We start from the raw sequence: 26760 nt of genomic DNA on the forward strand, positions 1-26760 counted from the left end.
ATTGCGACACACATAAAAAAGCCCGGTAGCGCTTTCGCGTACCGGGCTTTAAAGGGCAATATCGATTAACCCAACTGTTTACGTGCGTTGCGGAAGATACGCATCCACGGGCTGTCCTCACCCCAGTTTTCCGGGTGCCAGGAGTTGCTCACGGTGCGGAACACGCGCTCAGGGTGTGGCATCATGATGGTCGCACGGCCACTTTCGCTGGTGACCGCCGTGATCCCGTTCACCGAGCCGTTCGGGTTAGCCGGATAGGTTTCCGTCACCTTGCCGAAGTTATCGACAAAGCGCAGCGCCACCAGTCCTTCGCTCTCAAGCTGAGCCAGATGGGCAGCATCACGCACTTCTACCTGACCTTCACCGTGAGAAACGGCGATTGGCATCTGCGACCCTACCATTCCCTGCAGCAGCAGAGACGGGCTTTGAGTCACTTCGACCAGGCTGAAACGTGCTTCAAAGCGGTCGGACTGGTTACGCACAAAGCGTGGCCACGCTTCACTGCCCGGGATCAGCTCGCGCAGGTTAGACATCATCTGGCAGCCGTTACACACGCCAAGCGCCAGGGTTTGCGGACGATGGAAGAAGCTTTCGAACTCATCGCGCACGCGGTTGTTGAAGAGAATGGACTTCGCCCAGCCTTCACCGGCACCCAGCACGTCACCGTAGGAGAAACCGCCGCACGCCACCAGCGCATGGAAATCTTCCAGACCGGTGCGACCTGCCAGCAGGTCACTCATATGAACGTCGATGGCATCAAAGCCCGCACGGTGGAAGGCCGCAGCCATCTCAACGTGGGAGTTGACGCCCTGCTCACGCAGCACGGCGACTTTCGGACGCGCGCCGGTCGCAATGTACGGTGCAGCGATGTCTTCGTTGATGTCGAAGGAGAGCTTCACGTTCAGGCCAGGATCGTTGTCGTTGGCCTTGGCGTTGTGTTCCTGATCGGCACAGTCCGGGTTATCACGCAGGCGCTGCATCTGCCAGGTGGTTTCCGCCCACCACATACGCAGCGTGGTGCGGCTTTCGCTGAACACCGCATGGCCATCCGCTTCAATGACGAAACGGTCACCCTGAACGGCTTTACCCAGGTAGTGTACGCAGTCTGCCAGGCCGTGCTGAGCCAGCAGAGCTTCAACCGCGTCACGATCGGCCGCGCGCACCTGAATCACCGCGCCGAGTTCTTCGTTAAACAGTGCCGCCAGACGATCTTCTCCAAGCGTCGCGATGTTCGCTTCAACACCGCAATGTCCGGTGAAGGCCATCTCCGCCAGGGTCACCAGCAGGCCGCCGTCGGAACGGTCGTGGTAGGCCAGCAGTTTACGCTGCGCCACCAGCGCCTGAATGGCGTCGTAGAAGCCTTTTAACTGGGCCACATCACGCACGTCCGCCGGTTTATCACCCAGCTGACGGTAAACCTGTGCCAGCGCGGTGGCACCCAGCGCGTTGTGACCTTTACCCAGGTCAATCAGCAGCAGGGCGTTGTCTTCGGTCGAGAGCTGTGGAGTCACGGTATGGCGCACGTCTTCCACACGGGCAAACGCGGAGATGATCAGCGACAGCGGCGAAGTCATTTCGCGCTGCTCGTTGCCTTCCTGCCAGCGGGTTTTCATCGACATGGAGTCTTTACCCACTGGAATGGTCAGGCCGAGCGCAGGACAGAGCTCTTCACCCACCGCTTTCACAGCTTCGTACAGGCCCGCGTCTTCGCCCGGGTGACCGGCAGCGGCCATCCAGTTCGCGGACAATTTGATACGTTTGATATCGCCAATCTGAGTCGCGGCGATGTTGGTCAGTGCTTCACCGACGGCCAGACGAGCAGAGGCCGCGAAGTCCAGCAGCGCTACCGGTGTACGTTCGCCCAGCGCCATCGCTTCACCGTAGTAGCTGTCGAGGCTCGCAGTGGTCACGGCGCAGTTCGCCACCGGGATCTGCCATGGCCCCACCATCTGATCGCGCGAGACCATACCGGTCACGGTACGGTCGCCGATGGTGACCAGGAAGGTTTTCTCCGCCACTGCAGGCAGGTGCAGCACGCGATTCACCGCGTCTGCTACGGTAATGCCCTGACGATCCAGCGCGTTGCCCGCCGCTTTGCGGGTCTGCACGTCGCGGGTCATCTTCGGCGTTTTGCCGAGCAGCACGTCCAGCGGCAGGTCGATTGGCTGGTTGTCGAAATGGGTATCGCTCAGGGTCAGGTGTTTCTCTTCGGTCGCTTCACCGATTACCGCGTACGGCGCGCGCTCGCGGCGGCACAGCTCGTCAAACAGCGGCAGTTGATCGGCTGCGACGGCCAGCACATAACGCTCCTGAGATTCGTTACACCAGATCTCCAGCGGGCTCATGCCCGGCTCATCGCTCAGAATGTCGCGCAGGTTGAAACGACCACCGCGACCACCGTCACTCACCAGCTCCGGCATGGCGTTGGACAGGCCGCCCGCGCCAACGTCGTGAATAAAGAGGATTGGGTTTGCATCACCCAGCTGCCAGCAGCGGTCGATCACTTCCTGGCAACGACGTTCCATTTCCGGGTTGTCACGCTGAACGGAGGCAAAGTCGAGATCGGCGTCAGACTGACCGGATGTCATTGAAGAGGCCGCACCACCGCCCAGACCGATGTTCATCGCCGGTCCACCGAGGACGATCAGCTTCGCACCGACGACGATCTCACCTTTCTGCACGTGATCGGCGCGAATGTTACCGATCCCGCCCGCCAGCATGATCGGTTTGTGGTAGCCGCGCAGCTCTTCGCCGTTGTGGCTGTCCACTTTCTCTTCATAGGTACGGAAGTAACCGTTCAGCGCCGGACGACCAAATTCGTTGTTGAATGCCGCGCCGCCCAGTGGACCTTCGGTCATGATGTCCAGCGCGGTCACGATGCGCTCTGGCTTGCCGAAATCTTCTTCCCACGGCTGTTCAAAGCCCGGGATACGCAGGTTGGAAACAGAGAAACCGACCAGGCCCGCTTTTGGTTTCGCACCACGGCCCGTCGCCCCTTCGTCACGGATTTCACCGCCGGAACCGGTTGCCGCACCCGGCCACGGAGAGATCGCCGTCGGGTGGTTGTGAGTTTCCACTTTCATCAGGATATGCGCCGGCTCCTGATGGAAGTCATAGCGCCCCACTTCGCGATCGGCGAAGAAGCGGCCCACCTCGGAACCTTCCATCACCGCGGCGTTGTCTTTATAGGCAGACAGCACGTGGTCAGGGGTTTTCTCCATGGTGTTTTTGATCATTTTGAACAGCGACTTCGGCTGCTGTTCGCCATCAATAATCCAGTCGGCGTTGAAAATCTTGTGGCGGCAGTGCTCAGAGTTAGCCTGCGCGAACATATAGAGTTCGATGTCGTTTGGATTGCGGTTCAGCTTAACGAACGCATCCTGCAGGTAGTCAATCTCATCTTCTGCCAGTGCCAGGCCGAGACGCAGGTTAGCGTCAATCAGCGCCTGACGGCCCTGCCCCAACAAATCCACGCTCTGTACTGGCGCAGGCTGATGGTGGGAGAAAAGTTTCTGCGCATCATCCAGAGAAGCAAATACGCTCTCCATCATGCGGTCATGCAGCTCTGCGGCCACCGCCTGCCACTGGGCGTCGCTCAGGGTGGAGGCTTCAACGTAATACGCCACGCCGCGTTCCAGACGGTTAATCTGGTTCAGACCACAGTTGTGAGCGATGTCAGTCGCTTTGGAAGACCAGGGGGAGATGGTGCCTGGACGAGGCGTCGCAAGGATCAGTTTACCGGTTGGGGTATGGCTGCTCAGACTTGGGCCATACTTGAGCAGGCGTTCCAGCTGTACGCGCTCCTCTGCATTCAGGGGGGCATTCAGGTCAGCAAAATGGACATACTCAGCGTAAATATTGCTTACCGGAAGGTCGGCTGCCTGAAAACGTGCCAGCAGTTTGTTAATACGGAAGGCAGACAGTGCAGGCGAACCACGCAGAATTTCCATCATAAGTCTCTCGTCTTCGAAGCGCCGGGGCGCTTACAGTGTGCGCAAGGGGGGAAAACGGGCGTCATTATAGAGAATCCTGAGCGTCGACGAAACCGTTTGCGTCGAAATAAAATCGACGGCATCGTTTAACAATAGATGTGACCTCTCTCTCTAATTTGTTGCCAAGTGGCGTAACTTTACGCAAAATGCCGCTCAATCAATGGCAAACCTTATTTTTAACATGGCTACAGCATACTAAGGCAACCGGCGTCGCAGAGAATTAACTAATTGAAAAAATTAAAGATTAATTATCTGCTCATCGGCATTGTAACGTTGCTGTTGGCAGTGGCCCTCTGGCCTTCCATCCCCTGGTTCGGCAAAGCCGAAAACCGTATCGCCGCCATTCAGGAGCGGGGGGAGCTGCGTGTCAGCACGCTTAACTCTCCGCTGATTTACAGCGACATCAACGGCAAAACCATCGGTCTGGACTATGAGCTGGCTCAGCAGTTTGCCGATTACCTCGGCGTGAAGCTCAAAATCACCGTGCGCCAGAACATCAGCCAGCTGTTTGATGACCTGGATAACAACGATGCCGATATCCTCGCCGCCGGGCTGGTGTACAACAGCGAGCGCAGCAAGAATTACCAGCCGGGCCCGACCTATTACTCCGTTTCACAGCAGCTGGTCTATCGCGTCGGTAGCCTGCGCCCGCGTACGCTGGCCTCGATCAACGCTCAACAACTGACGATTGCCCCTGGCCATGTGGTGATTGACGATCTGCGTGAGCTGAAGGAGAAGAAATACCCTGACCTGAGCTGGACCGTTGACCCTAAACTCGGCACGACGGAGCTGCTGGACCAGGTCAAAGATCAGAAACTGCCTTACACCATCGCCGACTCCGTGGCGATCAGCCTGTTCCAGCGGGTGCATCCTGAAATCGCCGTGGCGCTGGACGTGACGGACGAACAGCCCGTGACCTGGTTTACTCATCTTGATGACGATCAGACCCTCTCTGCGGCCATGCTCGATTTTTATAACACCATTAATGAAGACGGCACCCTGGCACGCCTGGAAGAGAAGTACCTCGGCCATGGTGATGACTTTGACTACGTTGACACCCGCAGCTTCCTGCGCGCGGTAGACAGCGTCCTGCCTGACCTGCAGCCTCTGTTCGAAAAATATGCGCAGGAGATTGACTGGAAACTGCTGGCGGCTATCTCGTATCAGGAGTCCCACTGGGACACCCAGGCCACCTCCCCCACCGGCGTGCGCGGCCTGATGATGCTGACTAAAAATACCGCGCAGAGCCTCGGGCTAACCGACCGTACCGATGCGGAACAGAGCATCAGCGGCGGCGCGCGCTACCTGCAGGATATGATGGCCAAAGTCCCCGAGACAGTGCCAGAAGAGGAGCGTATCTGGTTCGCGCTGGCCGCCTACAACATGGGCTATGCCCACATGCTCGACGCCCGGGCCCTGACGGCAAAAACTAAAGGCAACCCCGACAGCTGGTCTGACGTAAAACAGCGTCTGCCGCTCCTGAGCCAGAAGCCGTGGTACAACAAGCTCACCTACGGCTATGCGCGCGGGCATGAGGCTTATGCCTACGTGGAAAATATTCGTAAATATCAGATTAGCCTGGTGGGGTATCTGCTGGAGAAGGAAAAAGAGGCGACAGAGGCGAAACAGCTGGCGCAAAGCTATCCGGTTGTGGCACCGGACGAAATTAATCGCCCGACGACTTCAATTCTACCTTTTGTTGCTTTTTCTGCTGACGGCGCATTCGAAAGAAATCACTTAATAGCCCCGAACACTCTGGTGCAAGCACCCCACCGATAGTCTTCACCTGATGGTTCATTCCCGGGTGTCCAAGCACGTCCATCAGCGAGCCCGCAGCACCGGTTTTTTCATCCCGCGCGCCAAAGACCAGCGTACCGATACGGCTGTGCACCATCGCGCCGGAACACATGACGCATGGCTCAAGCGTGACGTACAGCGTGGTGTCGAGCAGACGGTAGTTTTGCAGTACCAGCCCACCCTGACGAAGCGCCATGATTTCTGCGTGAGCGGTAGGATCGTGGCGACCAATCGGGCGGTTCCACCCTTCTCCAATTACCTGGTTGTTATGGACAAGCACCGCACCCACGGGCACTTCTCCCTCGTCCCAGGCGCGCCGGGCAAGGGTGAGCGCATGGCGCATCCAGTATTCGTGTGAGAATTCAGGGTTGGACAACGGTTGATACTCCAGTCGAAAAGCGGGCGGCATTATACACACCCGCTATGGATAAAACTATTCGAGTTGCTGAAGTTCACCCGCAGGCGTGACGCGCCAGCGGTGCTGGCAAAAATAGAGCAGCGGGTTGTCCTGCTTACTGTCACTGTAACCGCTGTACAGGCGCAGCGGCGTGCCAATGCGCATCTCCAGCTGGGCCACCTTTTCATGCCCCAGACAGCGCATGCTCAATACCCACCCGCCGTAACCACGAGAGATCTGCGTGGCGATCAGGTTCACTCTCGGCAACCACGGCGTATCAAAATAGACCTGCTCTACCAGCGACTGCGGCGAGCCGGTAATCAACCAGATATCGGCGTCGTTCGCATCGAGGTAGCTGGTCAGCCGTGCCTGCACAACCGGAAACGCCGTCACATGATCGCGAAACCAGTGCGCAAAGTCTTGCTCAAGCTGTTTGAGCCGGGCTTCACTGTGGCCAAAGGTACAGCCCCAGAGCAGCAGGCTCATTGGCCAGCGCGCTGCCCGGCCTTTCACCAGCAGCGCAAGGCCAATCACGGGTAACAAAGGTAAGACGAGCAGTGCGTTCAGGGGCTGACGCCGCAGCAGGTAGCGCATAAACGTGCCAAACATATCCTGCTGATGCAGCGTTCCATCCAGGTCGAAAAAGACAACACGACGCTCGTGATTAGCCAAACCTTACTCCTCTGGGTCGTTGAATCCCGCCAGCCAGGTAAACAGGAACCCGGCGATCACCGCTACCAGATAGCCTAACAGATAGAGCATGACTTTTCCGGTCACGATGGTGAGCGCCAGCGGTAAACCGGAGAGTCCAAAGGTGATAACAGTGGCAACTTTCCAGTAGCTGATAAGCGCCCCGCCCACCGCCCCGCCCAGACAGGCCGCGAGAAAAGGCTTACCGAGCGGCAGCGTGACACCAAAAATCAGCGGCTCGCCAATGCCCAGCAATCCAACCGGTAGCGCCCCTTTAATCACTTTTTTCAGGCGCGCGTTACGGGTTTTCATCAGCACGGCAATCGCCGCACCAACCTGACCTACCCCCGCCATCGACAGAATGGGCAGTAGCGCGTTATAACCATGAGCCTGCACCAGCTCGACGTGGATCGGCACCAGCCCCTGATGCAGCCCGGTCAGCACCAGCGGCAGGAAGGTCCCTGACAGCACAGCGCCCACTAATAACCCGCCGCGATCGATAGCCAGAGAAGCGCCGTGGGCAATCACCTCAGAGATCCAGCCGCCCAGCGGCTGCAGGGCCACAATCGCCACACAGCCGGTGATAAGCGTGGTCAGCAGCGGATTGAGGATCAGCTCAATGGAACCGGGCAGAGCGGCGCGCAGCTTTTTCTCAATCCAGCACATCAGGATGACCACCAGCAGCACCGCAATCACCCCGCCGCGCCCGGGCTGGAGAGCCTCGCCAAACAGGGTTATCTGCGCAAGCTGCGGGCTGGAGAGAATACCGGCCATCACCCCGCCCATCGCCATTGAGCCGCCAAACACTTTGGCGGTGTTAACCCCAACCAGAATGTTCATGATGGCGAAGACAGCGCTACCAAAGATCCCCAGAATGCCGAGCAGGTTCGGATAGTGCGTGGCAAAATCGCCGACAATATCCGGACGCTTGAGGATATTGATGATCCCGGTGATCAACCCGGAGGCAATAAACGCCGGAATAAGTGGAATAAAGACGTTTGCCAGCTGTCGCAGCGCATCGCTCATGGGGGCTTTGTATTTGGCCTTTGCCTGCGCTTTGGTGCGCTCGGCATCGTCAACCGGCACGGCCGCCCCTCCGCCCATCAATGCGCGCATGGCATCAACGACCTGCGCCGCTTTTCCCGGCCCGACGATCAGCTGATGCTGCTGCCCCTGCTTTACGTACCCGCTGACGCCAGGAAGCTGCTTAAGGTGCGCGATATCAAGCTGGTCGTCGTCATGCACCTCGACGCGCACACGCGTCATGCAGTTTTCCAGACGCTGAATGTTCTTCTCTCCGCCGATCCCCTGCAAAATATGGCTGGCGAGCGCTGCTGTTTTTTCCATACACGCCTCTGTGTTAGTTTTCTAATGCCGCCCGTAAGAATCCATTATGCTCGGCAAGCCTGGCTCGCGCGGCGGCGGCATCCAGCCCGCTCAGGATCATCAGAATGGCCGGTTTCACATCGTGATCGGTTTGTTTGAGTACGGCTTCCGCCTCTTCGCGGCTCGCACCGGTCGCTTCCATCACCATGCGACAGGCCCGGTCCACCAGCTTGACGTTGGTGGCCTGCATATCCACCATCAGGTTCTGATACACCTTGCCGAACTTCACCATCGCGCCGGTGGAGATCATATTGAGCACCAGTTTTTGCGCGGTCCCGGATTTGAGACGCGTGGAGCCGGTGAGCGCTTCGGGCCCGACGACCGGCGAAATAGCGATGTGGGCCACCTGCGCAATGGGCGAGCCTGGATTACAGGAGATAGCCACGGTAGTGCAGCCCGTCTGATTGGCATATTCCAGGCCACCAATGACGTAAGGTGTGCGCCCGGAAGCGGCCAGCCCGACCACCAGATCGTTTGCGTTGAGGTTAAGCCCTTTCAGATCATCTTCACCGAGCTGTTTGTTGTCTTCCGCCCCTTCTACCGCCTTCAGCAGCGCGCCAGGCCCACCGGCAATGAGACCGACCACCAGCCCGTGCGGAACGCCGAACGTAGGCGGACATTCAGAGGCATCCAGCACGCCGAGTCGTCCGCTGGTTCCGGCGCCCATATAAATAATGCGGCCCCCCGCCTTGAGCGCCTGTGCCGCAGCATCGACGGCCTTCGCCACCTCTGGTAATGTCTCTTTCACTGCCAGTGCGACCAGCGTATCCTGTTGATTAAAACGGTTAACCAGCTCCAGGGTGGAGAGAGCATCCAGATCCATGGTTTGCGGGTTGCGCGTTTCTGATACAAGTGAGCCAAGATTCATCTTTTTTACCTCTGGAATTTTTAATTCATAATAATCGCACTATAATGGAATATAAAATTCATTCAGGCGAGCAAAATTCGTATTTGCGCAGACAATCACATTTTCGCCAGGAGAACGTATGAACTGTTTAATTCGCATTCGCCAGCGTTATGCAGGCTTTGCTCAAAGCGACAAAAAGCTGGCGGATTTTTTGCTTTCTCAGCCCGACCATGCCCGCCATCTCAGCTCTCAGCAGCTGGCAAGCGAAGCGGGTGTGAGCCAGTCCAGCGTGGTGAAGTTTGCCCAGAAGATTGGCTTTAAGGGCTTCCCGGCACTGAAACTGGCAATCAGCGAAGCCCTGGTGAGTAACCCCAATCCGCAATCCATGCCGGTGCATAATCAGATCCGTGGCGATGATCCCATGCGTCTGGTGGGCGAGAAGTTGATCAAAGAGAACGTCGCGGCCATGCACGCCACTCTCGATGTCAACACTGAAGAAAAATTACTGGAAAGCGTGGCAATGCTGCGTGCGGCACGACGGATCATTTTGACCGGTATCGGCGCGTCCGGGCTGGTGGCGCGTAATTTTGGCTGGAAGCTGACGAAAATCGGGTATAACGCCATCGTCGAACAGGATATGCATGCCCTGCTGGCGACAGTGCAGGCCATGGATCCGGACGATCTGCTGCTGGCGATCTCCTATACCGGGGAACGCCGTGAAATCAACATGGCCACCGACGAGGCCCTGCGTGTGGGTGGTAAAATTCTGGCTATTACCGGTTTTACGCCCAATGCACTGCAGCAGCGGGCAACGCGCTGCTTGTATACCATTGCCGAGGAGCAGGCCACGCGCAGCGCGGCTATCTCGTCCACCAGCGCGCAAATGATGCTGACGGATCTGCTGTTTATGGCACTGGTGCAGCAGGATCTGGAGCATGCGCCTGAGCGGATTCGTCACAGCGAAGAGCTGGTAAAAAAACTGGTTTGAACAACGAATGAGCGTATAATGCCCGCCCTGTTTGTGTTGTTTCTGAGAATTTCCTGATGGCGCTGTTAATCACCAAAAAATGCATCAACTGCGATATGTGCGAACCGGAATGCCCTAACCAGGCCATTTCGATGGGCGACAGCATTTATGAGATTAACACTGACCGTTGCACCGAGTGCATTGGCCACTATGAAACGCCGACCTGCCAGAAGGTGTGCCCGATCCCCAATACTATCCTGAAGGATCCGGCACACGTCGAAAGCGAAGAGCAGCTGTGGGATAAGTTTGTCCTGATGCATCACGCGGACAAACTTTAACTCTCGATAATCACCGTTGCGCTGGCATAGTGCCGTTCATCCGCGATTGTCACGTGCATGTGCGCCACGCCGAGTTTCTCTGCCAGCTTCAAGGCCTCGCCCCATAAACGCAGGCGCGGCTTACCCAGCTCATCGTTAAACACTTCAAACTGGTTAAACGCCAGACCGTTACGAATACCGGTGCCAAAGGCTTTGGCCGCTGCCTCTTTAACGGCAAAGCGCTTGGCCAGGAAACGTACCGGCTGCTGATGCGCTTCCCAGATGGCCCATTCGTTATCGCTCAGCACGCGCCTTGCCAGACGATCGCCACTACGGGCGATCACCGCTTCAATGCGGGCTATCTCGACGATGTCGGTACCTAAGCCCAGAATAGCCATTACTGACGCGCTTCCAGCATCAGGCGTTTCATTTCTGAAACCGCCTCTTTCAGGCCACTCATCACCGCACGGCCAATAATGGCGTGGCCGATGTTCAGCTCATGCATTTCCGGCAGGGCGGCGATGGCTTTAACGTTGTGGTAGGTCAGCCCATGCCCTGCGTTAACCTTCAGACCCAGGCTCGCGGCGTAAGTAGCCGCTTTCGCGATACGCTCCAGCTCTTTAGCCTGCTCGGCATCGTTTTTGGCATCGGCGTAGCAGCCGGTGTGAATTTCAATATACGGTGCACCCACGTCAGCCGCCGCTTTGATCTGCTCCGCATCAGCGTCAATGAACAGAGAAACCAAGATACCCGCGTCCGCCAGACGTTTGCAGGCATCGCGCATTTTGTCACGCTGCCCCGCCACGTCCAGACCGCCTTCGGTGGTCACTTCCTGACGCTTTTCCGGTACCAGGCAGCAGAAATGCGGTTTGGTGTCACAGGCAATCGTCAGCATCTCTTCCGTGACCGCCATCTCCAGGTTCATACGGGTATCCAGCGTCTGACGCAGAATACGCACGTCACGGTCGGTGATGTGGCGGCGGTCTTCGCGCAGATGAACGGTAATGCCATCGGCGCCAGCCTGCTCAGCGATAAACGCCGCCTGAACCGGATCGGGATAAGCCGTACCGCGAGCATTACGCAGCGTGGCGATGTGATCGATGTTGACGCCTAACAGTAATTCAGCCATGACAATCCTCGGTATTTTGATTCATTTTCCTTCCCTCTCTCCCTCCGGAAGAGGGCTGGGGTGAGGGATAAAACGTTAACGTTTCGGCATAAACTGCCTGAACAATTCGCGGCTCTTCAGGGGTTTGCCCCCAAGATACGGCTTGAGCGCAATCCGGGTAAAGCGTTTTGCAGCACGAAGGGTATCCTGGTCCGGAAATTCGCGCTCATACAGCGCCCGGAGCTGGCGTCCGGTAAAGGTGTTGTTATCAATCACGACGCTGGCGATAAACCCTTTTTCCTCCCGATACCGGTAGGTCATCCCGTCTTCGACCTCGTCTCCACTCCCCGCACAATGCAGAAAATCGACGCCATATCCCAGGTGACCCAGCAGCGCCAGCTCGAAACGGCGCAGGGCGGGTTCAGGCGAACCGGTTGCGCCAGCAAGGGCCTGGATACAGTGCAGATAATCGAAGAAAAGTTCAGAGAAGCGAGTCTCATGTTCAAGAACGCGTGAAATGAGTTCATTGACGTACAGACCGCTGTAAAGCGTGATGCCAGAAAGGGGAAGCGCCAGAGAGACGGCTTCAGCGCTGCGCAGGGTTTTGACTTCCCCTCGCCCGCCAAAGCGGACCAGCAGCGGCGTAAAGGGCTGTAAGGCGCCTTTGAGGTTGGAACGTTTGGAACGTGCGCCTTTTGCAACAAGGCGCACGCGACCCGACTCTTCCGTGAAGACGTCCAGCATCAGGCTGGTTTCGCTCCAGGGACGACTATGCAGAACAAAAGCGCGCTGCCAGCCTTCCATTTGCGCGTCGTCTTGGTTTACTGATCTTCGCCGTAACCGAGGCTGCGCAGAGCACGCTCATCATCGGCCCAGCCAGATTTCACTTTCACCCACAGCTCCAGGTGAACCGGTGCTTCAAACATCTCCTGCATGTCTTTACGGGCTTCAATACCGATGGTTTTGATCTTGGCGCCTTTGTTGCCAATGACCATCTTCTTCTGCCCTTCACGCTCAACGAGGATCAGGCCATTGATGTCGTAACCGCCACGCTCGTTACTCTGGAAACGCTCAATCTCTACCGTCACGGAGTACGGCAGTTCTGCGCCAAGGAAACGCATCAGCTTTTCGCGGATGATTTCAGAAGCCATAAAGCGCTGAGAACGATCGGTGATGTAATCTTCCGGGAAGTGGTGAGTCGCTTCCGGCAGATGCTTACGCACGATACCGGCGATGGTATCCACGTTCAGACCGGTCTCTGCAGACAGCGGAACGATGTCGAGGAAGTTCATCTGGCTACCCAGCCACTGCAGGTGCGGCAGCAGATCGGCTTTTTCCTGTACGTTATCCACTTTGTTGACCGCGAGGATCACCGGCGTTTTACCGTCACGCAGCTTGTTCAGGACCATTTCGTCGTCCGGCGTCCAGCGGGTGCCTTCCACAACGAAAATAACCAGCTCCACGTCACCAATCGAGCTGCTCGCCGCTTTGTTCATCAGGCGGTTAATGGCACGCTTCTCTTCCATGTGCAGGCCTGGGGTATCGACGTAGATCGCCTGATACGCGCCTTCAGTATGGATACCGACAATGCGGTGACGCGTGGTCTGTGCCTTACGCGAGGTGATCGAAATCTTCTGCCCAAGCAGATTATTCAGCAGGGTGGATTTACCCACGTTCGGACGTCCGACGATGGCAATAAATCCGCAATAGGTTTTTTCTTCGCTCATTCCAGCTCCAGCATTTTTAACGCCTGTTCGGCGGCAGCCTGTTCAGCCTTACGACGGCTTGAACCTGTGCCCACCACCGGTTCACTCAGGCCACTGACCTGGCAATGGATGGTAAATTCCTGATCGTGCGCTTCACCACGCACCTGCACCACCAGATAAGATGGCAGCGGGAGGTGACGACCCTGCAAATATTCCTGCAAACGCGTTTTCGGATCTTTTTGTTTATCGCCCGGACTGATTTCATCCAGACGGGTCTGATACCAGTTCAGGATCAGTTTTTCTACGGTCTGGATATCGCTGTCCAGGAACACGCCACCGATTAATGCCTCAACCGTATCGGCAAGAATAGATTCACGACGGAAGCCGCCGCTTTTCAGTTCACCCGGCCCAAGACGCAGACATTCGCCCAGTTCAAATTCGCGTGCGATTTCCGCAAGGGTGTTACCCCTTACCAGCGTGGCGCGCATGCGGCTCATATCACCTTCATCCACACGCGGGAAACGATGATAAAGCGCATTAGCAATCACGAAACTCAAAATAGAGTCACCTAAAAATTCGAGGCGCTCATTGTGTTTGCTGCTGGCACTGCGATGGGTTAATGCCTGTTGCAACAGCTCCTGATGATGAAAAGTGTAGCCCAGCTTCCGTTGAAGCCGATTAATTACGATGGGGTTCATGCGATACCAATAAATGAATGCGTCAAAAATGCAGCACACGAAACCGACCTGAGAAAACCAACGCGGTTTCGTGTGCCGTGGCACCCTTGCAGGGCCAACCTTAAACTTCGGGGGAATATTCTATACACAACGACAGGGGATGTCGTTAGTTCGAAGAGATTTATCGCTGAAATAATTCACGTAGCCGCTAATTAAAGCGACTACGTGTTCAATTATTGAGAATTAATGGATCCCGCCAATACGATTCAGGCGTACCCCGGTCGGCCATTCGCCTTCCTGTTTCTCGAAACTCATCCAGATTGCGGTTGCTTTACCCACCAGATTCGCTTCCGGCACAAAGCCCCAGTAACGGCTGTCCGCGGAGTTATCGCGGTTATCACCCATCATGAAGTACTGTCCCGGCGGTACGATCCAGGTGGCCAGCTGCTGACCTGGCTGTTTGTAATACATCCCGACCTGATCCTGCGCAATTGGCACGGTCAGGATCCGGTGCGTCACATCACCCAGCGTCTCTTTACGTTCGACCAGACGAATACCGTTCTCTTTGGTTTCATCTTTCGGCACCTGGAAGAAACCGTTGGTCGCTTCACCGCCGTTACGACGGGCAAAGGTCTGCACAAAATCACTTGGCTCAACGTTTGAGTAGGTGATTGGCAGCGCGTTTTCACACGCGGTACCGGAGCTGCAGCCAGGCTGAACGGTCACTTCTTTGGCAACCGGATCGTAGGTGACTTTATCACCCGGCAGACCCACCGCGCGCTTGATGTAGTCAAGGCGTGGATCGTCCGGGTATTTAAACACCACAATGTCGCCACGTTTCGGATGGCCCGTTTCGATCAGCGTTTTCTGGTAGATCGGATCTTTAATGCCATAGGCAAACTTCTCGACCAGAATAAAATCACCAATCAGCAGCGTTGGCATCATGGAGCCTGACGGGATCTGGAACGGCTCGTAAATAAACGAACGCACCACCAGCACAATCGCCAGCACCGGGAATACCGATGCCCCGGTCTCCAGCCAGCCCGGTTTCGGGCCAACTTTCTTCAGGGTTTTCGCATCAAGCCCATCACCTGTGGCTGCCTGCGCGGCAGCCTGACGTTCACGGCGTTTTGGGGCGAAAATAAACTTATCCAGACACCACAACAGACCTGTCACCAGGGTAGCGATGACCAGGATCAGGGCAAACATGTTCGCCATGCCAACTCCTTAGGGTTATTTGCCGTCTTTACCAACATGCAGAATGGCAAGGAATGCTTCCTGCGGCAGTTCGACGTTACCGACCTGCTTCATACGCTTCTTACCTTCTTTCTGCTTCTGGAGCAGCTTTTTCTTACGGCTGACGTCACCGCCATAGCATTTCGCCAGAACGTTTTTACGCAGCTGTTTCACGGTAGAGCGGGCGATAATGTGGTTGCCGATGGCCGCCTGAATCGCGATATCAAACTGCTGACGCGGGATCAGATCTTTCATCTTCTCAACCAGCTCACGGCCACGGTACGGGGCATTGTCGTTGTGGGTGATCAGGGCCAGCGCATCAACACGTTCGCCGTTGATCAGCACATCCACACGTACCATGTTCGAAGCCTGGAAGCGTTTGAAGTTGTAATCCAGTGACGCATAGCCACGAGACGTAGACTTCAGACGGTCGAAGAAGTCGAGAACCACTTCCGCCATTGGGATTTCATAGGTGAGCGCAACCTGGTTACCGTGGTAAACCATGTTGGTCTGAACGCCACGTTTCTCCACGCACAGCGTGATAACGTTACCCAGATATTCCTGCGGCAGCAGCATATGACACTCTGCGATAGGCTCACGCAACTCATCGATGTTGTTCAGCGGCGGCAGCTTGGACGGGCTGTCGACGTAGACGATCTCTTTGTTGGTGGTCTGCACTTCGTACACTACGGTCGGCGCGGTGGTGATCAGATCCAGATCGTATTCACGCTCCAGACGTTCCTGAATGATCTCCATGTGCAGCAGACCAAGGAAGCCGCAGCGGAAGCCGAAGCCGAGCGCCGTGGAGCTTTCTGGCTCGTAGAACAGCGAGGCGTCGTTCAGGCTCAGCTTGCCAAGCGCATCACGGAAGTTCTCGTAGTCGTCAGAGCTGACCGGGAACAGGCCGGCATAAACCTGTGGTTTCACCTTTTTAAAGCCTGGCAGCGCTTTTTCTGCCGGGTTACGCGCGCCGGTCAGGGTATCGCCCACTGGCGCACCGAGAATGTCTTTAATGGCACAAACCAGCCAACCCACCTCGCCGCATTTCAGCTCGGTACGGTCAACCTGTTTTGGTGTGAAGATCCCGAGACGGTCTGCGTTGTAGACCTGCCCGGTGCTCATTACCTTAATTTTGTCGCCTTTACGCATGGTGCCGTTTTTAATACGCACCAGCGAGACAACGCCCAGATAGTTATCGAACCATGAGTCGATAATCAGTGCCTGCAGTGGGGCATCCGGGTCACCTTCTGGTGGCGGAATATCACGCACCAGACGTTCCAGCACATCGGTAACGCCCACGCCGGTTTTGGCCGAGCAACGCACGGCATCGGTCGCGTCAATTCCGACGATATCTTCAATCTCTTCCGCCACGCGCTCAGGGTCAGCGGCTGGCAGGTCGATCTTGTTCAGAACCGGCACCACCTCGAGATCCATTTCCATCGCCGTGTAGCAGTTTGCCAGGGTCTGGGCTTCTACGCCCTGCCCCGCATCCACCACCAGCAGCGCGCCTTCACAGGCTGCCAGCGAGCGAGAAACTTCATAGGAGAAGTCAACGTGGCCTGGGGTGTCGATAAAGTTCAGTTGGTAGGTTTCACCATCAGCCGCCTTGTAATCGAGCGTGACGCTCTGCGCTTTAATGGTGATACCACGTTCGCGTTCCAGGTCCATGGAGTCCAGAACCTGGGCTTCCATTTCACGATCAGACAGGCCACCGCAAATCTGGATAATACGGTCAGACAGCGTCGACTTACCGTGGTCAATGTGAGCAATGATCGAAAAGTTACGTATGTTCTTCATATAGTTAAATAATTATGCCTTACGAATTCCTGGAGGCCGCTGTTCTTAGCCTGACGTTTTTCAGTGCGAAAACGCAGCATTCTACACTACATCTCCGTTACCTGGAAATGCACTTAGCGCCAGGTATAGCGTGAAGAAATGGTGTTTTCTTTTTTAAGATGTAAATGATGATAAAGCCCGATGGATCACCGGGCCTCAGAGGAGAGCGTCTCAACACGAAGTTGGTCTGGTGCCAGCCCTACGCTGAGAATAACAGGCTGCCACGCTTCGCGGGCTGCGAGCCTTGGGGAGAAACCTTTGGCAAGCCAGAAACCACCCACACCTCCCAATGCAGCGCCGCACATAGCCGCCGCATCGGTACCAAACAGCATCTGAAACACGCCGCCCATCACAAAGAGCCCCACCAGCGGGGAGAGATAAACCAGCATTGCGGAACCCAACAGGCTGCCTTCGGCAATGCCCAGTTCAACCTTCTGTCCTGCCACCAGCGGTTGCTCACTTGGCACGGAAAGCGTGTGCGAGGTTTGCGGCCCGAGCTTATTTAGCACGCGGCTGCCGCAACCTGCCCGGGATGCACAACTGTTACAGGAGGCCTTTACATCACAGCTTACCAGCGCAACACCGTCCTGCCATGATACAACCGTAGCCCACTCTTTAATCATTGTGCAGCCCTGAATTTGATGCTGTCAGAAATACGCTTCGCCGTTTGCGGGGGTAATTCGCCGACGATGGTGATCTCCGCGTTGTCGCGTACCGTGGTACTGACTGTTCGACGTCCGGTACGCAGCATTTGTTCGGCACTGTTTGCCGTCGCGCGATTGATGTTCACCGAGAAGCTGAACAAGCCATCGGAGTAGAGGCGCGATTCAACCGGCGTTTCAATGGTAGGCAGTTGTCGGCGGCTGCTTGATACTTCCGTAAAGCCTTGCGGGATCCAGGAAGGAACCCAGTTGAAATTCACGGAATCTCCCGCCGGAACGGAGAGCAGCGGCGGCAGGCTGGCTTTCGCCAGATTCTGCATGCTATTACCCACCTGATTATTGACGCTAAAGGAGATAACGCGGAACTGTTCCAGCGTTTCACCATCGCGATCAAGCAGGTCTACACGCATTGGAAGCTTGGTTTCGGCATCAATCCAGACAATGTAGCTGTAACGCGTCCCGTCGCGGGCGACAACGCGGATCACTTCACACAATCTGTCAGCGATGCGCGTACGCCCTACCGAAATAAAATCGTAGTAAGGGGCAAGGCGCTTGAAGTCGGTGTAGATGAGCGATGGCAGAGAATCAACGATATAGTCGCCATTGAGGGTAAAAGGCTCCAGGCCTGGCTCGAAATAGCTGATTTCGTTACCACGCTGAACCACTTCCCGACGCGGGCCATCCATCTGTAAAAGTTGCGCGAGCGGCTGATTATCAAGACGGGCATGGCGATAGCGTAACGACTCGACGCCCTGCTTATTGATGCTGATAAATGCCAACTCGTAATTGAGTGACTGGCTGGCCAGATTCATTTGCTGCAACAACGCCCCGGATGAAACATCAGCCGAGGCGTTGGCAGAGAAGAACAGGCTACCCGCCATCAGAGACATGGCGAACCAAAGTTGCTTCATTACTGCGATTGCGTTCCTAAAGTTTGGTTTCCTGGCACCTGCACAGCAGCCTGCTGGGTTTGTGCCTGCTCAAACTGAAGCTGTTCTGAGTGCAGACGACGCTGCAACTCATAATCCTGCAACATCGCATTAATGCGACGGCGCTGCTCCTGAACCTGCTGTTGCTGACCGCCACTGGCGGAGGCATCAGCCGGTACACCCAAACTTACCGGGCTGGCTTTGCCCATCATCGGCAGTGTATTGAACACTGGCGCTTCTGGCTGCTGATTAGTTTCAGACTGAGTATTATAGTGCTGGACGCCAACGATAACTGCAAGCGATACGCATGCCGCCACACCCATTTGAGTAAGTTGACTGGCCCACGGACGCACCTTCTGCCAGAACGGCATTTTCTGCCACTGGTGTGGTGCAGGTTGAGCTTCAGGAATCAGCGGAGTGGTCTGATGAACAGGCTCATTCTCAATAGCCGCCATCACGCGGGCTGAGATATCGAAATGGATAACCTCGCTGGTGTCACCACGAAGGGTGTCACGGATGAGATGGTAACTCTCCCAGGTCTCTTGCATTTCGGGAGAATGAGACAACTCATTGAGCAGCTCACTATCCAGCGTTTCACCATCCATTAAAGCGGAAAGTTTTTCTTTCTGCATGCCTAATACCTTTTCCAGTATCCCGCTATCGTCAACGCCTGATAAGCGGTTGAACTTTATTATCAATAGCTTCTCGCGCACGGAAAATTCGTGAACGTACCGTGCCGACCGGACAATCCATGATAGCGGCTATCTCTTCATAGCTCAGACCATCAAGCTCCCGTAACGTAATTGCCATGCGTAAATCTTCCGGGAGCGACTCGATCGTGCGAAAAACAATTTGTCTCAGTTCTTCTGACAACATTAAGTTCTCAGGGTTCGAAATTTCTTTCAGCGCACCGCCACTTTCGAAGTTTTCGGCGTCGATTGCGTCCACATCACTTGAAGGCGGACGACGGCCCTGAGCGACCAGATAATTCTTTGCCGTATTGACCGCAATACGGTACAGCCAGGTATAAAAAGCACTATCTCCCCGGAACGAGTCCAGCGCGCGATAGGCCTTAATAAAAGACTCTTGTACAACATCAGGCACATCACCTGACGGTACATAGCGGGAAACCAGACTCGCCACCTTATGCTGGTAGCGCACCACCAGTAGGTTAAAGGCTTTCTGATCTCCCTTCTGGACCCGTTCAACCAGGACCTGGTCCGTTAACTGCTCGCTCATCCGAGGTAATGTCTCCCCAAACCAAAATTCCACGCGTTATCGAAACGCCACTCTACAAATCCCGCACTTTTGAGCAAGCACCGAGTTGGAGTGTCTATTCTTCAATAAGTTCCGTAACGCCTTTGTTTTTGTTCATCGCGTCACAGACTGTTTATTTTCTCTCATTATAAGTCTGTTCACGATACATACCCACTTTCTGACTTCAAACATCTCTTATCCGGTCAGAAGAGTAACGCAACCCAGGCTTTATTTCACCACAAAATCTGAAGCTAACGACCTGCTTCGCAAAATATTTTCCTTCTTTTACATGCCGGAAATCCGCGCATGCGCGTTTAGTCATTGCAACTGAGAATAAAAAAAACGTGCGATATCTCGCACTGAGATGCTATTCTGCCCAAACACTGTTTAGTAAATTAAACAAAAATCATGAACACAACACCTGAACTACATTGTGATGTACTGATCATCGGTAGCGGCGCGGCAGGACTCTCGCTGGCGCTGCGTCTGGCTGAGCATCAGAGCGTAATTGTTCTGAGTAAAGGACCGATGAGCGAAGGCTCCACATTTTATGCCCAGGGCGGAATTGCCGCCGTGTTTGATGAAACAGACAGCATTGCGTCACACGTCGAAGATACGTTGATTGCCGGAGCCGGGATCGTCGATGAACATGCTGCGGAATTTGTCGCCAGCAATGCGCGTCACTGCGTCCAGTGGCTTATTGACCAGGGTGTACTCTTTGATACTCAGGTTCAGCCAAACGGCGAAGAGAGTTACCACCTTACCCGCGAAGGCGGACACAGCCACCGCCGGATCCTGCACGCTGCAGATGCCACCGGTAAAGCGGTGGAAACCACCCTGGTCAGCAAGGCGCTCAGCCATCCTAATATTCGGGTGCTTGAGCGCAGTAATGCCGTTGACCTGATTATTTCTGACAAAATCGGCCTGCCGGGCACGCGCCGGGTGGTGGGGGCCTGGGTCTGGAATCGTAACAAAGAAAAGGTCGAAACCTGTCAGGCGAAAGCCGTGGTGCTGGCAACAGGTGGCGCCTCCAAAGTATATCAATACACCACCAACCCGGACATTGCCTCTGGTGATGGTATCGCCATGGCCTGGCGCGCCGGGTGTCGTGTTGCCAATCTTGAGTTCAACCAGTTTCACCCAACCGCACTGTTTCATCCGCAGGCGCGCAATTTCCTGCTGACGGAAGCCCTGCGCGGTGAAGGCGCGTATCTGAAGCGCCCGGACGGCTCACGTTTTATGCCGGACTTTGACCCGCGGGGCGAGCTCGCGCCGCGTGATATCGTCGCCCGCGCTATCGATCACGAGATGAAACGTCTTGGCGTGGATTGCATGTATCTGGATATCAGCCACAAACCGGCTGAGTTTGTCCGTCAGCATTTCCCGATGATTTATGAAAAGCTGCTCAGCCTTGGGATTGATCTGACGCGTGACCCGGTACCGATTGTGCCAGCCGCTCACTATACCTGTGGTGGCGTCATGGTTGACGATCATGGCCGTACGGACGTGGATGGTCTGTATGCCATCGGCGAGGTGAGCTATACCGGGCTGCATGGCGCGAACCGCATGGCATCCAACTCGTTGCTGGAGTGTCTGGTTTACGGCTGGTCCGCGGCGGTGGATATAACCAAACGCATGCCGTATGCCCGCCACGCTGAGCACTTACCGGCCTGGGATGAGAGCCGCGTGGAAAACCCGGATGAGCTGGTTGTGATCCAGCATAACTGGCATGAGCTTCGGCTATTTATGTGGGACTACGTTGGCATTGTACGCACGACGAAGCGTCTTGAGCGAGCCTTACGCCGTATCACCATGCTGCAGCAGGAAATTGATGAGTATTATGCCAATTTCCGCGTTTCCAACAATCTGCTGGAGCTGCGTAACCTGGTGCAGGTTGCCGAGTTGATTGTTCGCTGCGCGATGATGCGTAAAGAGAGTCGGGGTTTACATTACACCCTGGACTATCCCGACACGCTGCCTGAATCCGGCCCGTCGGTTCTCTCCCCGCAGCGTCACATAAACAGATAAAATGCCTGGGTCAGCGCAGTGTAATCTTCGGAGTAACGCTGGTCTGGCCCACGGATAACCATCCTGTCGTTAAAACATTCACCCTCTTTTGGTGAAAGCGCCAGCAAGACCCGGTGTGGTAACCGCCCTTCCGTATCCGAGATATCGGTTCGCAGCCGTAAGTTCCAGCCCATCTCACGTGCGATCTCAATAAAGGTATTACCGGTACTTTCGGGAAGAACCACGCAGAAGAACCCTTCTTCGGAAATTAAATTCGCCGCGCTGGTTAACAGGGCTTTATGATTGAGCGAACCGGTATAGCGAGCCTGTTCGCGCTCAGGCGTACCGCACTCCACGCCGGGCGCGTAGTAGGGAGGGTTACTGACAATCAAATCATAACGCGCCGTTTGCTCTGGTGCCCAGGCCAGTACGTCCGCGCATTCAACTTTTATTCGGGTTGCCCAGGGGGATTCGAGCGCATTTTCACTCGCCTGCCCTGCTGCCTGTGCATCCAGTTCAACCGCATCAATGGTGACATGTTCATCCGTGCGCTGAGCCAGCATTAATGCCAGCAGACCACTGCCGGTGCCAATATCCAGAATGCGCTTAACCCCTGCGACAGGCGCCCACGCTCCCAGTAGAATACCGTCTGTACCGACTTTCATGGCACAGCGATCGTGAGCAACAAAAAATTGTTTAAACGTAAAACCATCGCGGCGCAATTGCGCTTTGAGTTGAGACATGTCAGAGCAACCTTCTAAGTGAAACTGGAGTAGCATAGGGGAAAGCGAAGTGGCCGAAAAGCGATATCCATACAAACAGATGAAGATTACAGCCGTAACGTCTATAATCAGCGCCCCACACAGAGGTAGAACATGACTGTAACGACTTTTTCCGAACTTGAACTCGATGAAAGCCTGCTCAATGCACTTGAGAGCAAAGGCTTTACACGCCCGACCGCCATTCAGGCAGCGGCCATTCCGCCTGCGCTTGAGGGCCGCGATGTGCTCGGTTCTGCGCCAACCGGCACGGGGAAAACAGCAGCCTACTTGCTGCCTGTGTTGCAGCACCTGCTCGATTTTCCTCGTAAAAAATCAGGCCCGCCGCGTATTTTGATCCTGACGCCTACCCGTGAACTGGCTATGCAGGTTGCCGATCACGCACGCGAGCTGGCAGCGAATACCCATCTGGATATCGCAACAATCACCGGCGGCGTTGCGTATATGAACCACGCCGAAGTGTTCAGCGAAAACCAGGATATCGTCGTTGCGACGACAGGCCGTCTGCTGCAATACATTAAAGAAGAGAACTTTGACTGCCGCGCGGTAGAAACCCTGATTCTGGACGAAGCCGACCGTATGCTGGACATGGGCTTCGCGCAGGATATCGAACACATCGCCGGTGAAACGCGCTGGCGCAACCAGACAATGCTCTTCTCTGCCACCCTCGAAGGGGACGCGATCAAAGACTTCGCAGAGCGCCTGCTGGAAGATCCGGTGGAAGTGTCGGCAACGCCTTCTACCCGTGAACGCAAGAAGATCCACCAGTGGTACTATCGCGCGGACAACCTTGAGCACAAGGTTGAATTGCTCAAGCACCTGCTGAAGCAGGAAGAGGCCACCCGCACTATCGTCTTTGTGCGTAAGCGCGAGCGTGTGCATGAGCTGGCTGAAATGCTGCGTAATGCCGGGATTAACAACTGCTACCTCGAAGGCGAGATGGCACAGATCAAACGTACCGAAGGCATTAAGCGTCTGACCGATGGCCGCGTTAACGTGCTGGTGGCAACAGATGTTGCTGCTCGCGGGATTGACATTCCGGACGTCAGCCACGTGATCAACTTCGATATGCCGCGCAGCGGTGATACCTATCTGCACCGCATCGGCCGTACCGGCCGCGCCGGGCGTAAAGGTACAGCGATCTCCCTGGTTGAAGCGCACGACCATCTGCTGCTGCAGAAAATTGGTCGCTATATCGACGAGCCGCTGAAATCCCGCGTTGTCGATGGCCTGCGCCCAAGCACGCGTGCACCGAGTGAAAAAATGACGGGCAAACCGTCTAAAAAAGCACTGGCGAAACGTGCGGAGAGAAAAGAGAAAGAAAAAGAGAAGCCGCGCGTGAAGCAGCGTCATCGCGATACCAAGAATATTGGTAAACGCCGTAAGCCAAGCGGTACTGCGTCAGAAGCGAAAACTGAAGAGTAAAAAAAAGCCGGGAAATATCCCGGCTTTTTGTTCCACCCCCGTGGCTAAAAACCTTACAGGCTTTCAGTAAAGGTACGCGCGATAACGTCGCGCTGCTGTTCCGGGGTCAAGGAGTTGAAACGCACCGCGTAGCCAGACACACGAATAGTCAGCTGTGGGTATTTTTCAGGATGCTTAACCGCATCTTCCAGCGTTTCGCGACGCAGTACGTTCACGTTCAGATGCTGACCACCTTCAACACGCACTTCTGGTTTCACTTCCATTGGGATTTCGCGGTATTCAATTTCGCCCAGCTTATTAACTGGAACGATTTCATCTTCCGCAAAACCCGCTTTTGCTACCACACAGCGTGCTTCGTTTTTCTCGCTGTCCAGCAGCCAGAAAGAGTTGAGCAGATCGTCGTTTGCAGCTTTAGTAATCTGGATACCTGTAATCATGTGTTGCCTCCCTTAGGCTACATTAACTGGTGTCGGCCTTTCGCGGCCAATTGGTAAAACCATTGTTTCTTGTGTGTATATATATCATTCACACCCCAGTGATTTATTGATTTAAATCAACAAAATCACCAACCACACAAAGAGTGTGGTCTGGTTTTATTGTTTCAGATCAATTTCCCAGCCTTACCAATTCAAATCAATCTGTAATTTTTCAACCATAATTTAAGGAGTTAGGGCTAATTTCCGCATGGAATTTTGCACCGCAGGATTTAGCGGTTAAGCTAGGCGCAGAATGAGATTCGCAGGAGAGCGAGATGACGACACCGCTGACATGGCACGATGTGCTGGCAGAAGAGAAACAGCAGCCCTATTTTATCAACACTCTCAGTACCGTTGCGGCAGAGCGGCAGTCTGGCCAGACGATTTATCCGCCCCAGAAAGACGTATTTAACGCGTTTCGCTATACCGAACTGAGCGATGTCAAAGTCGTGATCCTGGGTCAGGATCCTTACCACGGCCCTGGTCAGGCTCATGGGCTGGCCTTCTCCGTGCGCCCGGGCGTGGCTATCCCCCCTTCTCTGCTGAACATGTATAAAGAGCTTGAAGGAACGATCCCCGGTTTTACCCGGCCCAATCATGGTTATCTGGAAAGCTGGGCGCGCCAGGGCGTGCTGTTACTGAATACTGTCTTAACCGTACGAGCAGGTCAGGCGCACTCTCACGCCAGCCTTGGGTGGGAAACCTTTACGGATAAAGTCATCAGCCTTATCAATGAACATCGTGAGGGGGTAGTGTTTTTACTCTGGGGATCGCATGCGCAGAAGAAAGGGGCGATTATTGACCGTCAGCGTCATCACGTGTTGAAAGCACCACACCCGTCTCCGCTGTCAGCCCATCGTGGTTTCTTTGGCTGTAATCATTTTGTTCTGGCGAATGAGTGGCTGGAAAAACGTGGCGAAACGCCGATTGACTGGATGCCCGTGTTACCGGCAGAAAGCGAGTAAGAAATGAATGTGCCGGGCTGGCCCGGCACATAAAGAGCTTATGCTTTGTTCTGACGCCACCACTCCGCCAGCAGTACGCCGGTCGCGACGGAAACGTTCAGACTTTCCACATTGCCCGTCCCGTCAATAGAGACGCTCAGATCCGCACTTGAGAGTGCCGCGTCTGACAGACCATCACGTTCCTGACCTAACACCAGCACCATCTTGCGCGGCAGCGTCGCTTTAAACAGCGGCGTACCGGCATGGCTGGAGGTCGTCACAATGGAATAGCCAGCTTTACGGAACTGCTCGATGGCATCCAGAACGCTGTCGCCGGTGATCGGCTGAACGTGCTCGGCACCGCCTTCCGCAGTACGGATCGCAGCACCGGATTCCAGCAGCGCAGCATCCTGCAGCAGTACTCCTTTAACGCCGAAGTGCGCGCAGCTGCGCATCATCGCACCCAGGTTGTGCGGGTTACCCACATCTTCCAGCGCCAGCACGCAGTCATCGGCACCGGCCTGGCTGACCCACTGTTGCACCGTTGTGCCGTTGCGTTTTTTGATCAGGAAGCAGACACCACCGTGGTGTTCGGTGCCTGACGCTTTCGTCAACTCAGCATCATCAACCACATGGTAGGCTTTACGGTTTGCCGCCATCCAGCGCAGGGCTTCTTTGAAGCGAGGGGTGACGCTCTGGATAAACCATGCACGAACGATACACTCAGGGCGGCTCTGGAACAGAGCCTGACAGGCGTTTTCGCCATACACGCGTGTCTCTTCCGCACGCTGACGGCGCAGCATTTCCGGATCGATAAAGCTTTTACCGCTGATGCCGCCATGATCGGCTTTTTCAGGCGTCTCATCGCCAGGCGCGCGGGACACGGTACGCCATGGTGACGAACCCTCACGTGCAAAATCATCGCGTTTGCGATCGTCACGCTTGCGGTCATCACGTTTGCGGTCATCGCCGCGGTTGTTTCTGTCATCGCGGGCGGGGCGACGGCCACCGTCTGCACGAGAGGACGCCGGACGCCCGCCACCTTTTCCGGTACGCGGATTTTGGGTGCGTTTATCAGAGTCATCATCACTGCGGACATACATCACTTTGACCTTGCCGCTTTTATTTTTCATTTCGTCGTTCATGCTTTTCTCCACCAGCGCTGCGCGAAGCGCGCAGATTACCCGATGTGCAAGCGCATAGCCATAATTTCGTACAAAAGCCTGTGACTATTGTTCTCATTGAATAAAACGCATTGTCGTTTCAAACAGGCTCATTGATAATATGTAACATATTAGAAACATTATCGGCATACTGCCGCTGTC

The 26760-nt window shown here is 55.3% G+C and carries 26 protein-coding genes; 6 read left to right on the plus strand and 20 right to left on the minus strand.

Annotation, left to right across the window (positions count from 1 at the left end; translation table 11 throughout):
- Positions 1 to 65 precede the first annotated feature (65 nt).
- Positions 66 to 3953, minus strand: a complete 3888-nt coding sequence (gene purL / locus ACQG19_RS18355; RefSeq protein WP_246932008.1) for a phosphoribosylformylglycinamidine synthase — start codon at positions 3951 to 3953, stop codon at positions 66 to 68.
- Positions 3954 to 4220: 267 nt separating this feature from the next.
- Here purL and mltF point away from each other — a divergent pair, with 267 nt between their 5' ends.
- The gene (mltF, locus tag ACQG19_RS18360) at positions 4221 to 5771 is read left to right on the plus strand and encodes a membrane-bound lytic murein transglycosylase MltF (RefSeq protein WP_013098308.1); all 1551 of its coding nucleotides are present in this window, start codon (positions 4221 to 4223) and stop codon (positions 5769 to 5771) included.
- Here mltF and tadA read toward each other — a convergent pair.
- From tadA to murQ, 4 genes are read right to left on the minus strand one after another with little or no spacing between them, the layout of a single operon-like run.
- Positions 5659 to 6198: a tRNA adenosine(34) deaminase TadA gene (tadA, locus tag ACQG19_RS18365; protein WP_246932010.1), complete on the minus strand. Its 540-nt coding sequence runs from the start codon at positions 6196 to 6198 to the stop codon at positions 5659 to 5661. The two genes, mltF and tadA, sit on opposite strands and share 113 nt — an antisense overlap.
- Before the next feature lie 24 nt (positions 6199 to 6222).
- Complete coding sequence (gene yfhb / locus ACQG19_RS18370) at positions 6223 to 6858, minus strand: phosphatidylglycerophosphatase C (RefSeq protein WP_013098310.1); 636 nt, start codon at positions 6856 to 6858, stop codon at positions 6223 to 6225.
- Positions 6859 to 6861: 3 nt separating this feature from the next.
- The gene (locus ACQG19_RS18375; protein ID WP_020690049.1) at positions 6862 to 8223 is read right to left on the minus strand and encodes a PTS transporter subunit EIIC; all 1362 of its coding nucleotides are present in this window, start codon (positions 8221 to 8223) and stop codon (positions 6862 to 6864) included.
- A 13-nt stretch (positions 8224 to 8236) separates the two neighbouring features.
- Positions 8237 to 9130: an N-acetylmuramic acid 6-phosphate etherase gene (murQ, locus tag ACQG19_RS18380; RefSeq protein ID WP_013098312.1), complete on the minus strand. Its 894-nt coding sequence runs from the start codon at positions 9128 to 9130 to the stop codon at positions 8237 to 8239.
- A 118-nt stretch (positions 9131 to 9248) separates the two neighbouring features.
- Here murQ and ACQG19_RS18385 point away from each other — a divergent pair, with 118 nt between their 5' ends.
- Entirely contained in the window at positions 9249 to 10097 is an 849-nt protein-coding gene (locus ACQG19_RS18385; RefSeq protein ID WP_013098313.1) for a MurR/RpiR family transcriptional regulator, read from the plus strand.
- A gap of 56 nt (positions 10098 to 10153) precedes the next feature.
- Entirely contained in the window at positions 10154 to 10414 is a 261-nt protein-coding gene (locus ACQG19_RS18390) for a YfhL family 4Fe-4S dicluster ferredoxin (protein WP_020690052.1), read from the plus strand.
- Here ACQG19_RS18390 and acpS read toward each other — a convergent pair.
- The 12 genes from acpS to rseD form a co-directional block, all read right to left on the minus strand.
- Complete coding sequence (gene acpS, locus ACQG19_RS18395) at positions 10411 to 10791, minus strand: holo-ACP synthase (protein ID WP_013098314.1); 381 nt, start codon at positions 10789 to 10791, stop codon at positions 10411 to 10413. The two genes, ACQG19_RS18390 and acpS, sit on opposite strands and share 4 nt — an antisense overlap.
- Positions 10791 to 11522 carry a pyridoxine 5'-phosphate synthase gene (gene pdxJ / locus ACQG19_RS18400; protein ID WP_013098315.1) on the minus strand — a complete coding sequence of 244 codons (732 nt, stop codon included), beginning with the start codon at positions 11520 to 11522 and terminating at the stop codon, positions 10791 to 10793. Before pdxJ ends, acpS begins: the two co-directional genes overlap by 1 nt.
- A 75-nt stretch (positions 11523 to 11597) precedes the next feature.
- Entirely contained in the window at positions 11598 to 12305 is a 708-nt protein-coding gene (recO, locus tag ACQG19_RS18405; protein WP_013098316.1) for a DNA repair protein RecO, read from the minus strand.
- A 17-nt stretch (positions 12306 to 12322) separates the two neighbouring features.
- Entirely contained in the window at positions 12323 to 13228 is a 906-nt protein-coding gene (era, locus tag ACQG19_RS18410) for a GTPase Era (protein ID WP_013098317.1), read from the minus strand.
- On the minus strand, positions 13225 to 13905 hold the full coding sequence (rnc, locus tag ACQG19_RS18415; RefSeq protein WP_003860711.1) for a ribonuclease III: 681 nt from the start codon (positions 13903 to 13905) through the stop codon (positions 13225 to 13227). Before rnc ends, era begins: the two co-directional genes overlap by 4 nt.
- A gap of 222 nt (positions 13906 to 14127) precedes the next feature.
- Entirely contained in the window at positions 14128 to 15102 is a 975-nt protein-coding gene (gene lepB, locus ACQG19_RS18420) for a signal peptidase I (RefSeq protein ID WP_013098319.1), read from the minus strand.
- A 15-nt stretch (positions 15103 to 15117) separates the two neighbouring features.
- Complete coding sequence (gene lepA, locus ACQG19_RS18425; RefSeq protein ID WP_013098320.1) at positions 15118 to 16917, minus strand: translation elongation factor 4; 1800 nt, start codon at positions 16915 to 16917, stop codon at positions 15118 to 15120.
- A gap of 185 nt (positions 16918 to 17102) precedes the next feature.
- Positions 17103 to 17579 (minus strand): SoxR-reducing system protein RseC, encoded by a 477-nt coding sequence (rseC, locus tag ACQG19_RS18430; protein WP_038420411.1) that lies wholly within the window; start codon positions 17577 to 17579, stop codon positions 17103 to 17105.
- Positions 17576 to 18529 (minus strand): sigma-E factor regulatory protein RseB, encoded by a 954-nt coding sequence (rseB, locus tag ACQG19_RS18435; RefSeq protein WP_013098322.1) that lies wholly within the window; start codon positions 18527 to 18529, stop codon positions 17576 to 17578. Before rseB ends, rseC begins: the two co-directional genes overlap by 4 nt.
- Complete coding sequence (rseA, locus tag ACQG19_RS18440; protein ID WP_023620106.1) at positions 18529 to 19179, minus strand: anti-sigma-E factor RseA; 651 nt, start codon at positions 19177 to 19179, stop codon at positions 18529 to 18531. Before rseA ends, rseB begins: the two co-directional genes overlap by 1 nt.
- Before the next feature lie 31 nt (positions 19180 to 19210).
- Complete coding sequence (gene rpoE / locus ACQG19_RS18445) at positions 19211 to 19786, minus strand: RNA polymerase sigma factor RpoE (RefSeq protein WP_006176728.1); 576 nt, start codon at positions 19784 to 19786, stop codon at positions 19211 to 19213.
- Complete coding sequence (gene rseD / locus ACQG19_RS18450) at positions 19783 to 19863, minus strand: rpoE leader peptide RseD (protein ID WP_225368419.1); 81 nt, start codon at positions 19861 to 19863, stop codon at positions 19783 to 19785. Before rseD ends, rpoE begins: the two co-directional genes overlap by 4 nt.
- Positions 19864 to 20212: 349 nt before the next feature.
- Here rseD and nadB point away from each other — a divergent pair, with 349 nt between their 5' ends.
- Positions 20213 to 21832 (plus strand): L-aspartate oxidase, encoded by a 1620-nt coding sequence (gene nadB / locus ACQG19_RS18455; protein ID WP_013098324.1) that lies wholly within the window; start codon positions 20213 to 20215, stop codon positions 21830 to 21832.
- Here nadB and trmN read toward each other — a convergent pair.
- The gene (trmN, locus tag ACQG19_RS18460; RefSeq protein ID WP_058678280.1) at positions 21817 to 22554 is read right to left on the minus strand and encodes a tRNA(1)(Val) (adenine(37)-N(6))-methyltransferase TrmN; all 738 of its coding nucleotides are present in this window, start codon (positions 22552 to 22554) and stop codon (positions 21817 to 21819) included. The two genes, nadB and trmN, sit on opposite strands and share 16 nt — an antisense overlap.
- Before the next feature lie 132 nt (positions 22555 to 22686).
- Between trmN and srmB the strand changes: the two genes are divergently transcribed.
- The gene (srmB, locus tag ACQG19_RS18465; RefSeq protein WP_058678281.1) at positions 22687 to 24015 is read left to right on the plus strand and encodes an ATP-dependent RNA helicase SrmB; all 1329 of its coding nucleotides are present in this window, start codon (positions 22687 to 22689) and stop codon (positions 24013 to 24015) included.
- A 53-nt stretch (positions 24016 to 24068) separates the two neighbouring features.
- Here the strand turns inward: srmB and grcA are convergent, their stop codons facing one another.
- On the minus strand, positions 24069 to 24452 hold the full coding sequence (grcA, locus tag ACQG19_RS18470) for an autonomous glycyl radical cofactor GrcA (RefSeq protein ID WP_013098327.1): 384 nt from the start codon (positions 24450 to 24452) through the stop codon (positions 24069 to 24071).
- A 314-nt stretch (positions 24453 to 24766) separates the two neighbouring features.
- On the opposite strand from grcA, the gene ung reads away from it, so the two are divergent.
- Positions 24767 to 25456 (plus strand): uracil-DNA glycosylase, encoded by a 690-nt coding sequence (ung, locus tag ACQG19_RS18475; RefSeq protein WP_029882221.1) that lies wholly within the window; start codon positions 24767 to 24769, stop codon positions 25454 to 25456.
- A gap of 38 nt (positions 25457 to 25494) precedes the next feature.
- On the opposite strand, the gene ACQG19_RS18480 is transcribed toward ung, so the two are convergent.
- Entirely contained in the window at positions 25495 to 26580 is a 1086-nt protein-coding gene (locus ACQG19_RS18480) for a tRNA/rRNA methyltransferase (protein ID WP_246932012.1), read from the minus strand.
- Positions 26581 to 26760 lie beyond the last annotated feature (180 nt).

The sequence above is a fragment of the Enterobacter cloacae complex sp. 277I4 genome, assembly GCF_050031465.1.
Taxonomy (GTDB): Bacteria; Pseudomonadota; Gammaproteobacteria; order Enterobacterales; family Enterobacteriaceae; genus Enterobacter; species Enterobacter cloacae.

Bases quoted from the DNA above. Each gene is read 5' to 3' on its own strand.
- pdxJ (WP_013098315.1), bottom strand. From the start codon at position 11,522: ATGGCTGAATTACTGTTAGGCGTCAACATCGATCACATCGCCACGCTG.
- ACQG19_RS18385 (WP_013098313.1), top strand. From the start codon at position 9,249: ATGAACTGTTTAATTCGCATTCGCCAGCGTTATGCAGGCTTTGCTCAA.
- rseA (WP_023620106.1), bottom strand. From the start codon at position 19,179: ATGCAGAAAGAAAAACTTTCCGCTTTAATGGATGGTGAAACGCTGGAT.
- nadB (WP_013098324.1), top strand. From the start codon at position 20,213: ATGAACACAACACCTGAACTACATTGTGATGTACTGATCATCGGTAGC.
- rnc (WP_003860711.1), bottom strand. From the start codon at position 13,905: ATGAACCCCATCGTAATTAATCGGCTTCAACGGAAGCTGGGCTACACT.
- recO (WP_013098316.1), bottom strand. From the start codon at position 12,305: ATGGAAGGCTGGCAGCGCGCTTTTGTTCTGCATAGTCGTCCCTGGAGC.
- ACQG19_RS18375 (WP_020690049.1), bottom strand. From the start codon at position 8,223: ATGGAAAAAACAGCAGCGCTCGCCAGCCATATTTTGCAGGGGATCGGC.
- lepB (WP_013098319.1), bottom strand. From the start codon at position 15,102: ATGGCGAACATGTTTGCCCTGATCCTGGTCATCGCTACCCTGGTGACA.
- ACQG19_RS18390 (WP_020690052.1), top strand. From the start codon at position 10,154: ATGGCGCTGTTAATCACCAAAAAATGCATCAACTGCGATATGTGCGAA.
- ung (WP_029882221.1), top strand. From the start codon at position 24,767: ATGACGACACCGCTGACATGGCACGATGTGCTGGCAGAAGAGAAACAG.
- purL (WP_246932008.1), bottom strand. From the start codon at position 3,953: ATGATGGAAATTCTGCGTGGTTCGCCTGCACTGTCTGCCTTCCGTATT.
- acpS (WP_013098314.1), bottom strand. From the start codon at position 10,791: ATGGCTATTCTGGGCTTAGGTACCGACATCGTCGAGATAGCCCGCATT.
- tadA (WP_246932010.1), bottom strand. From the start codon at position 6,198: ATGCCGCCCGCTTTTCGACTGGAGTATCAACCGTTGTCCAACCCTGAA.
- rpoE (WP_006176728.1), bottom strand. From the start codon at position 19,786: ATGAGCGAGCAGTTAACGGACCAGGTCCTGGTTGAACGGGTCCAGAAG.
- lepA (WP_013098320.1), bottom strand. From the start codon at position 16,917: ATGAAGAACATACGTAACTTTTCGATCATTGCTCACATTGACCACGGT.
- ACQG19_RS18480 (WP_246932012.1), bottom strand. From the start codon at position 26,580: ATGAACGACGAAATGAAAAATAAAAGCGGCAAGGTCAAAGTGATGTAT.
- trmN (WP_058678280.1), bottom strand. From the start codon at position 22,554: ATGTCTCAACTCAAAGCGCAATTGCGCCGCGATGGTTTTACGTTTAAA.
- srmB (WP_058678281.1), top strand. From the start codon at position 22,687: ATGACTGTAACGACTTTTTCCGAACTTGAACTCGATGAAAGCCTGCTC.
- rseC (WP_038420411.1), bottom strand. From the start codon at position 17,579: ATGATTAAAGAGTGGGCTACGGTTGTATCATGGCAGGACGGTGTTGCG.
- grcA (WP_013098327.1), bottom strand. From the start codon at position 24,452: ATGATTACAGGTATCCAGATTACTAAAGCTGCAAACGACGATCTGCTC.
- murQ (WP_013098312.1), bottom strand. From the start codon at position 9,130: ATGAATCTTGGCTCACTTGTATCAGAAACGCGCAACCCGCAAACCATG.
- rseB (WP_013098322.1), bottom strand. From the start codon at position 18,529: ATGAAGCAACTTTGGTTCGCCATGTCTCTGATGGCGGGTAGCCTGTTC.
- era (WP_013098317.1), bottom strand. From the start codon at position 13,228: ATGAGCGAAGAAAAAACCTATTGCGGATTTATTGCCATCGTCGGACGT.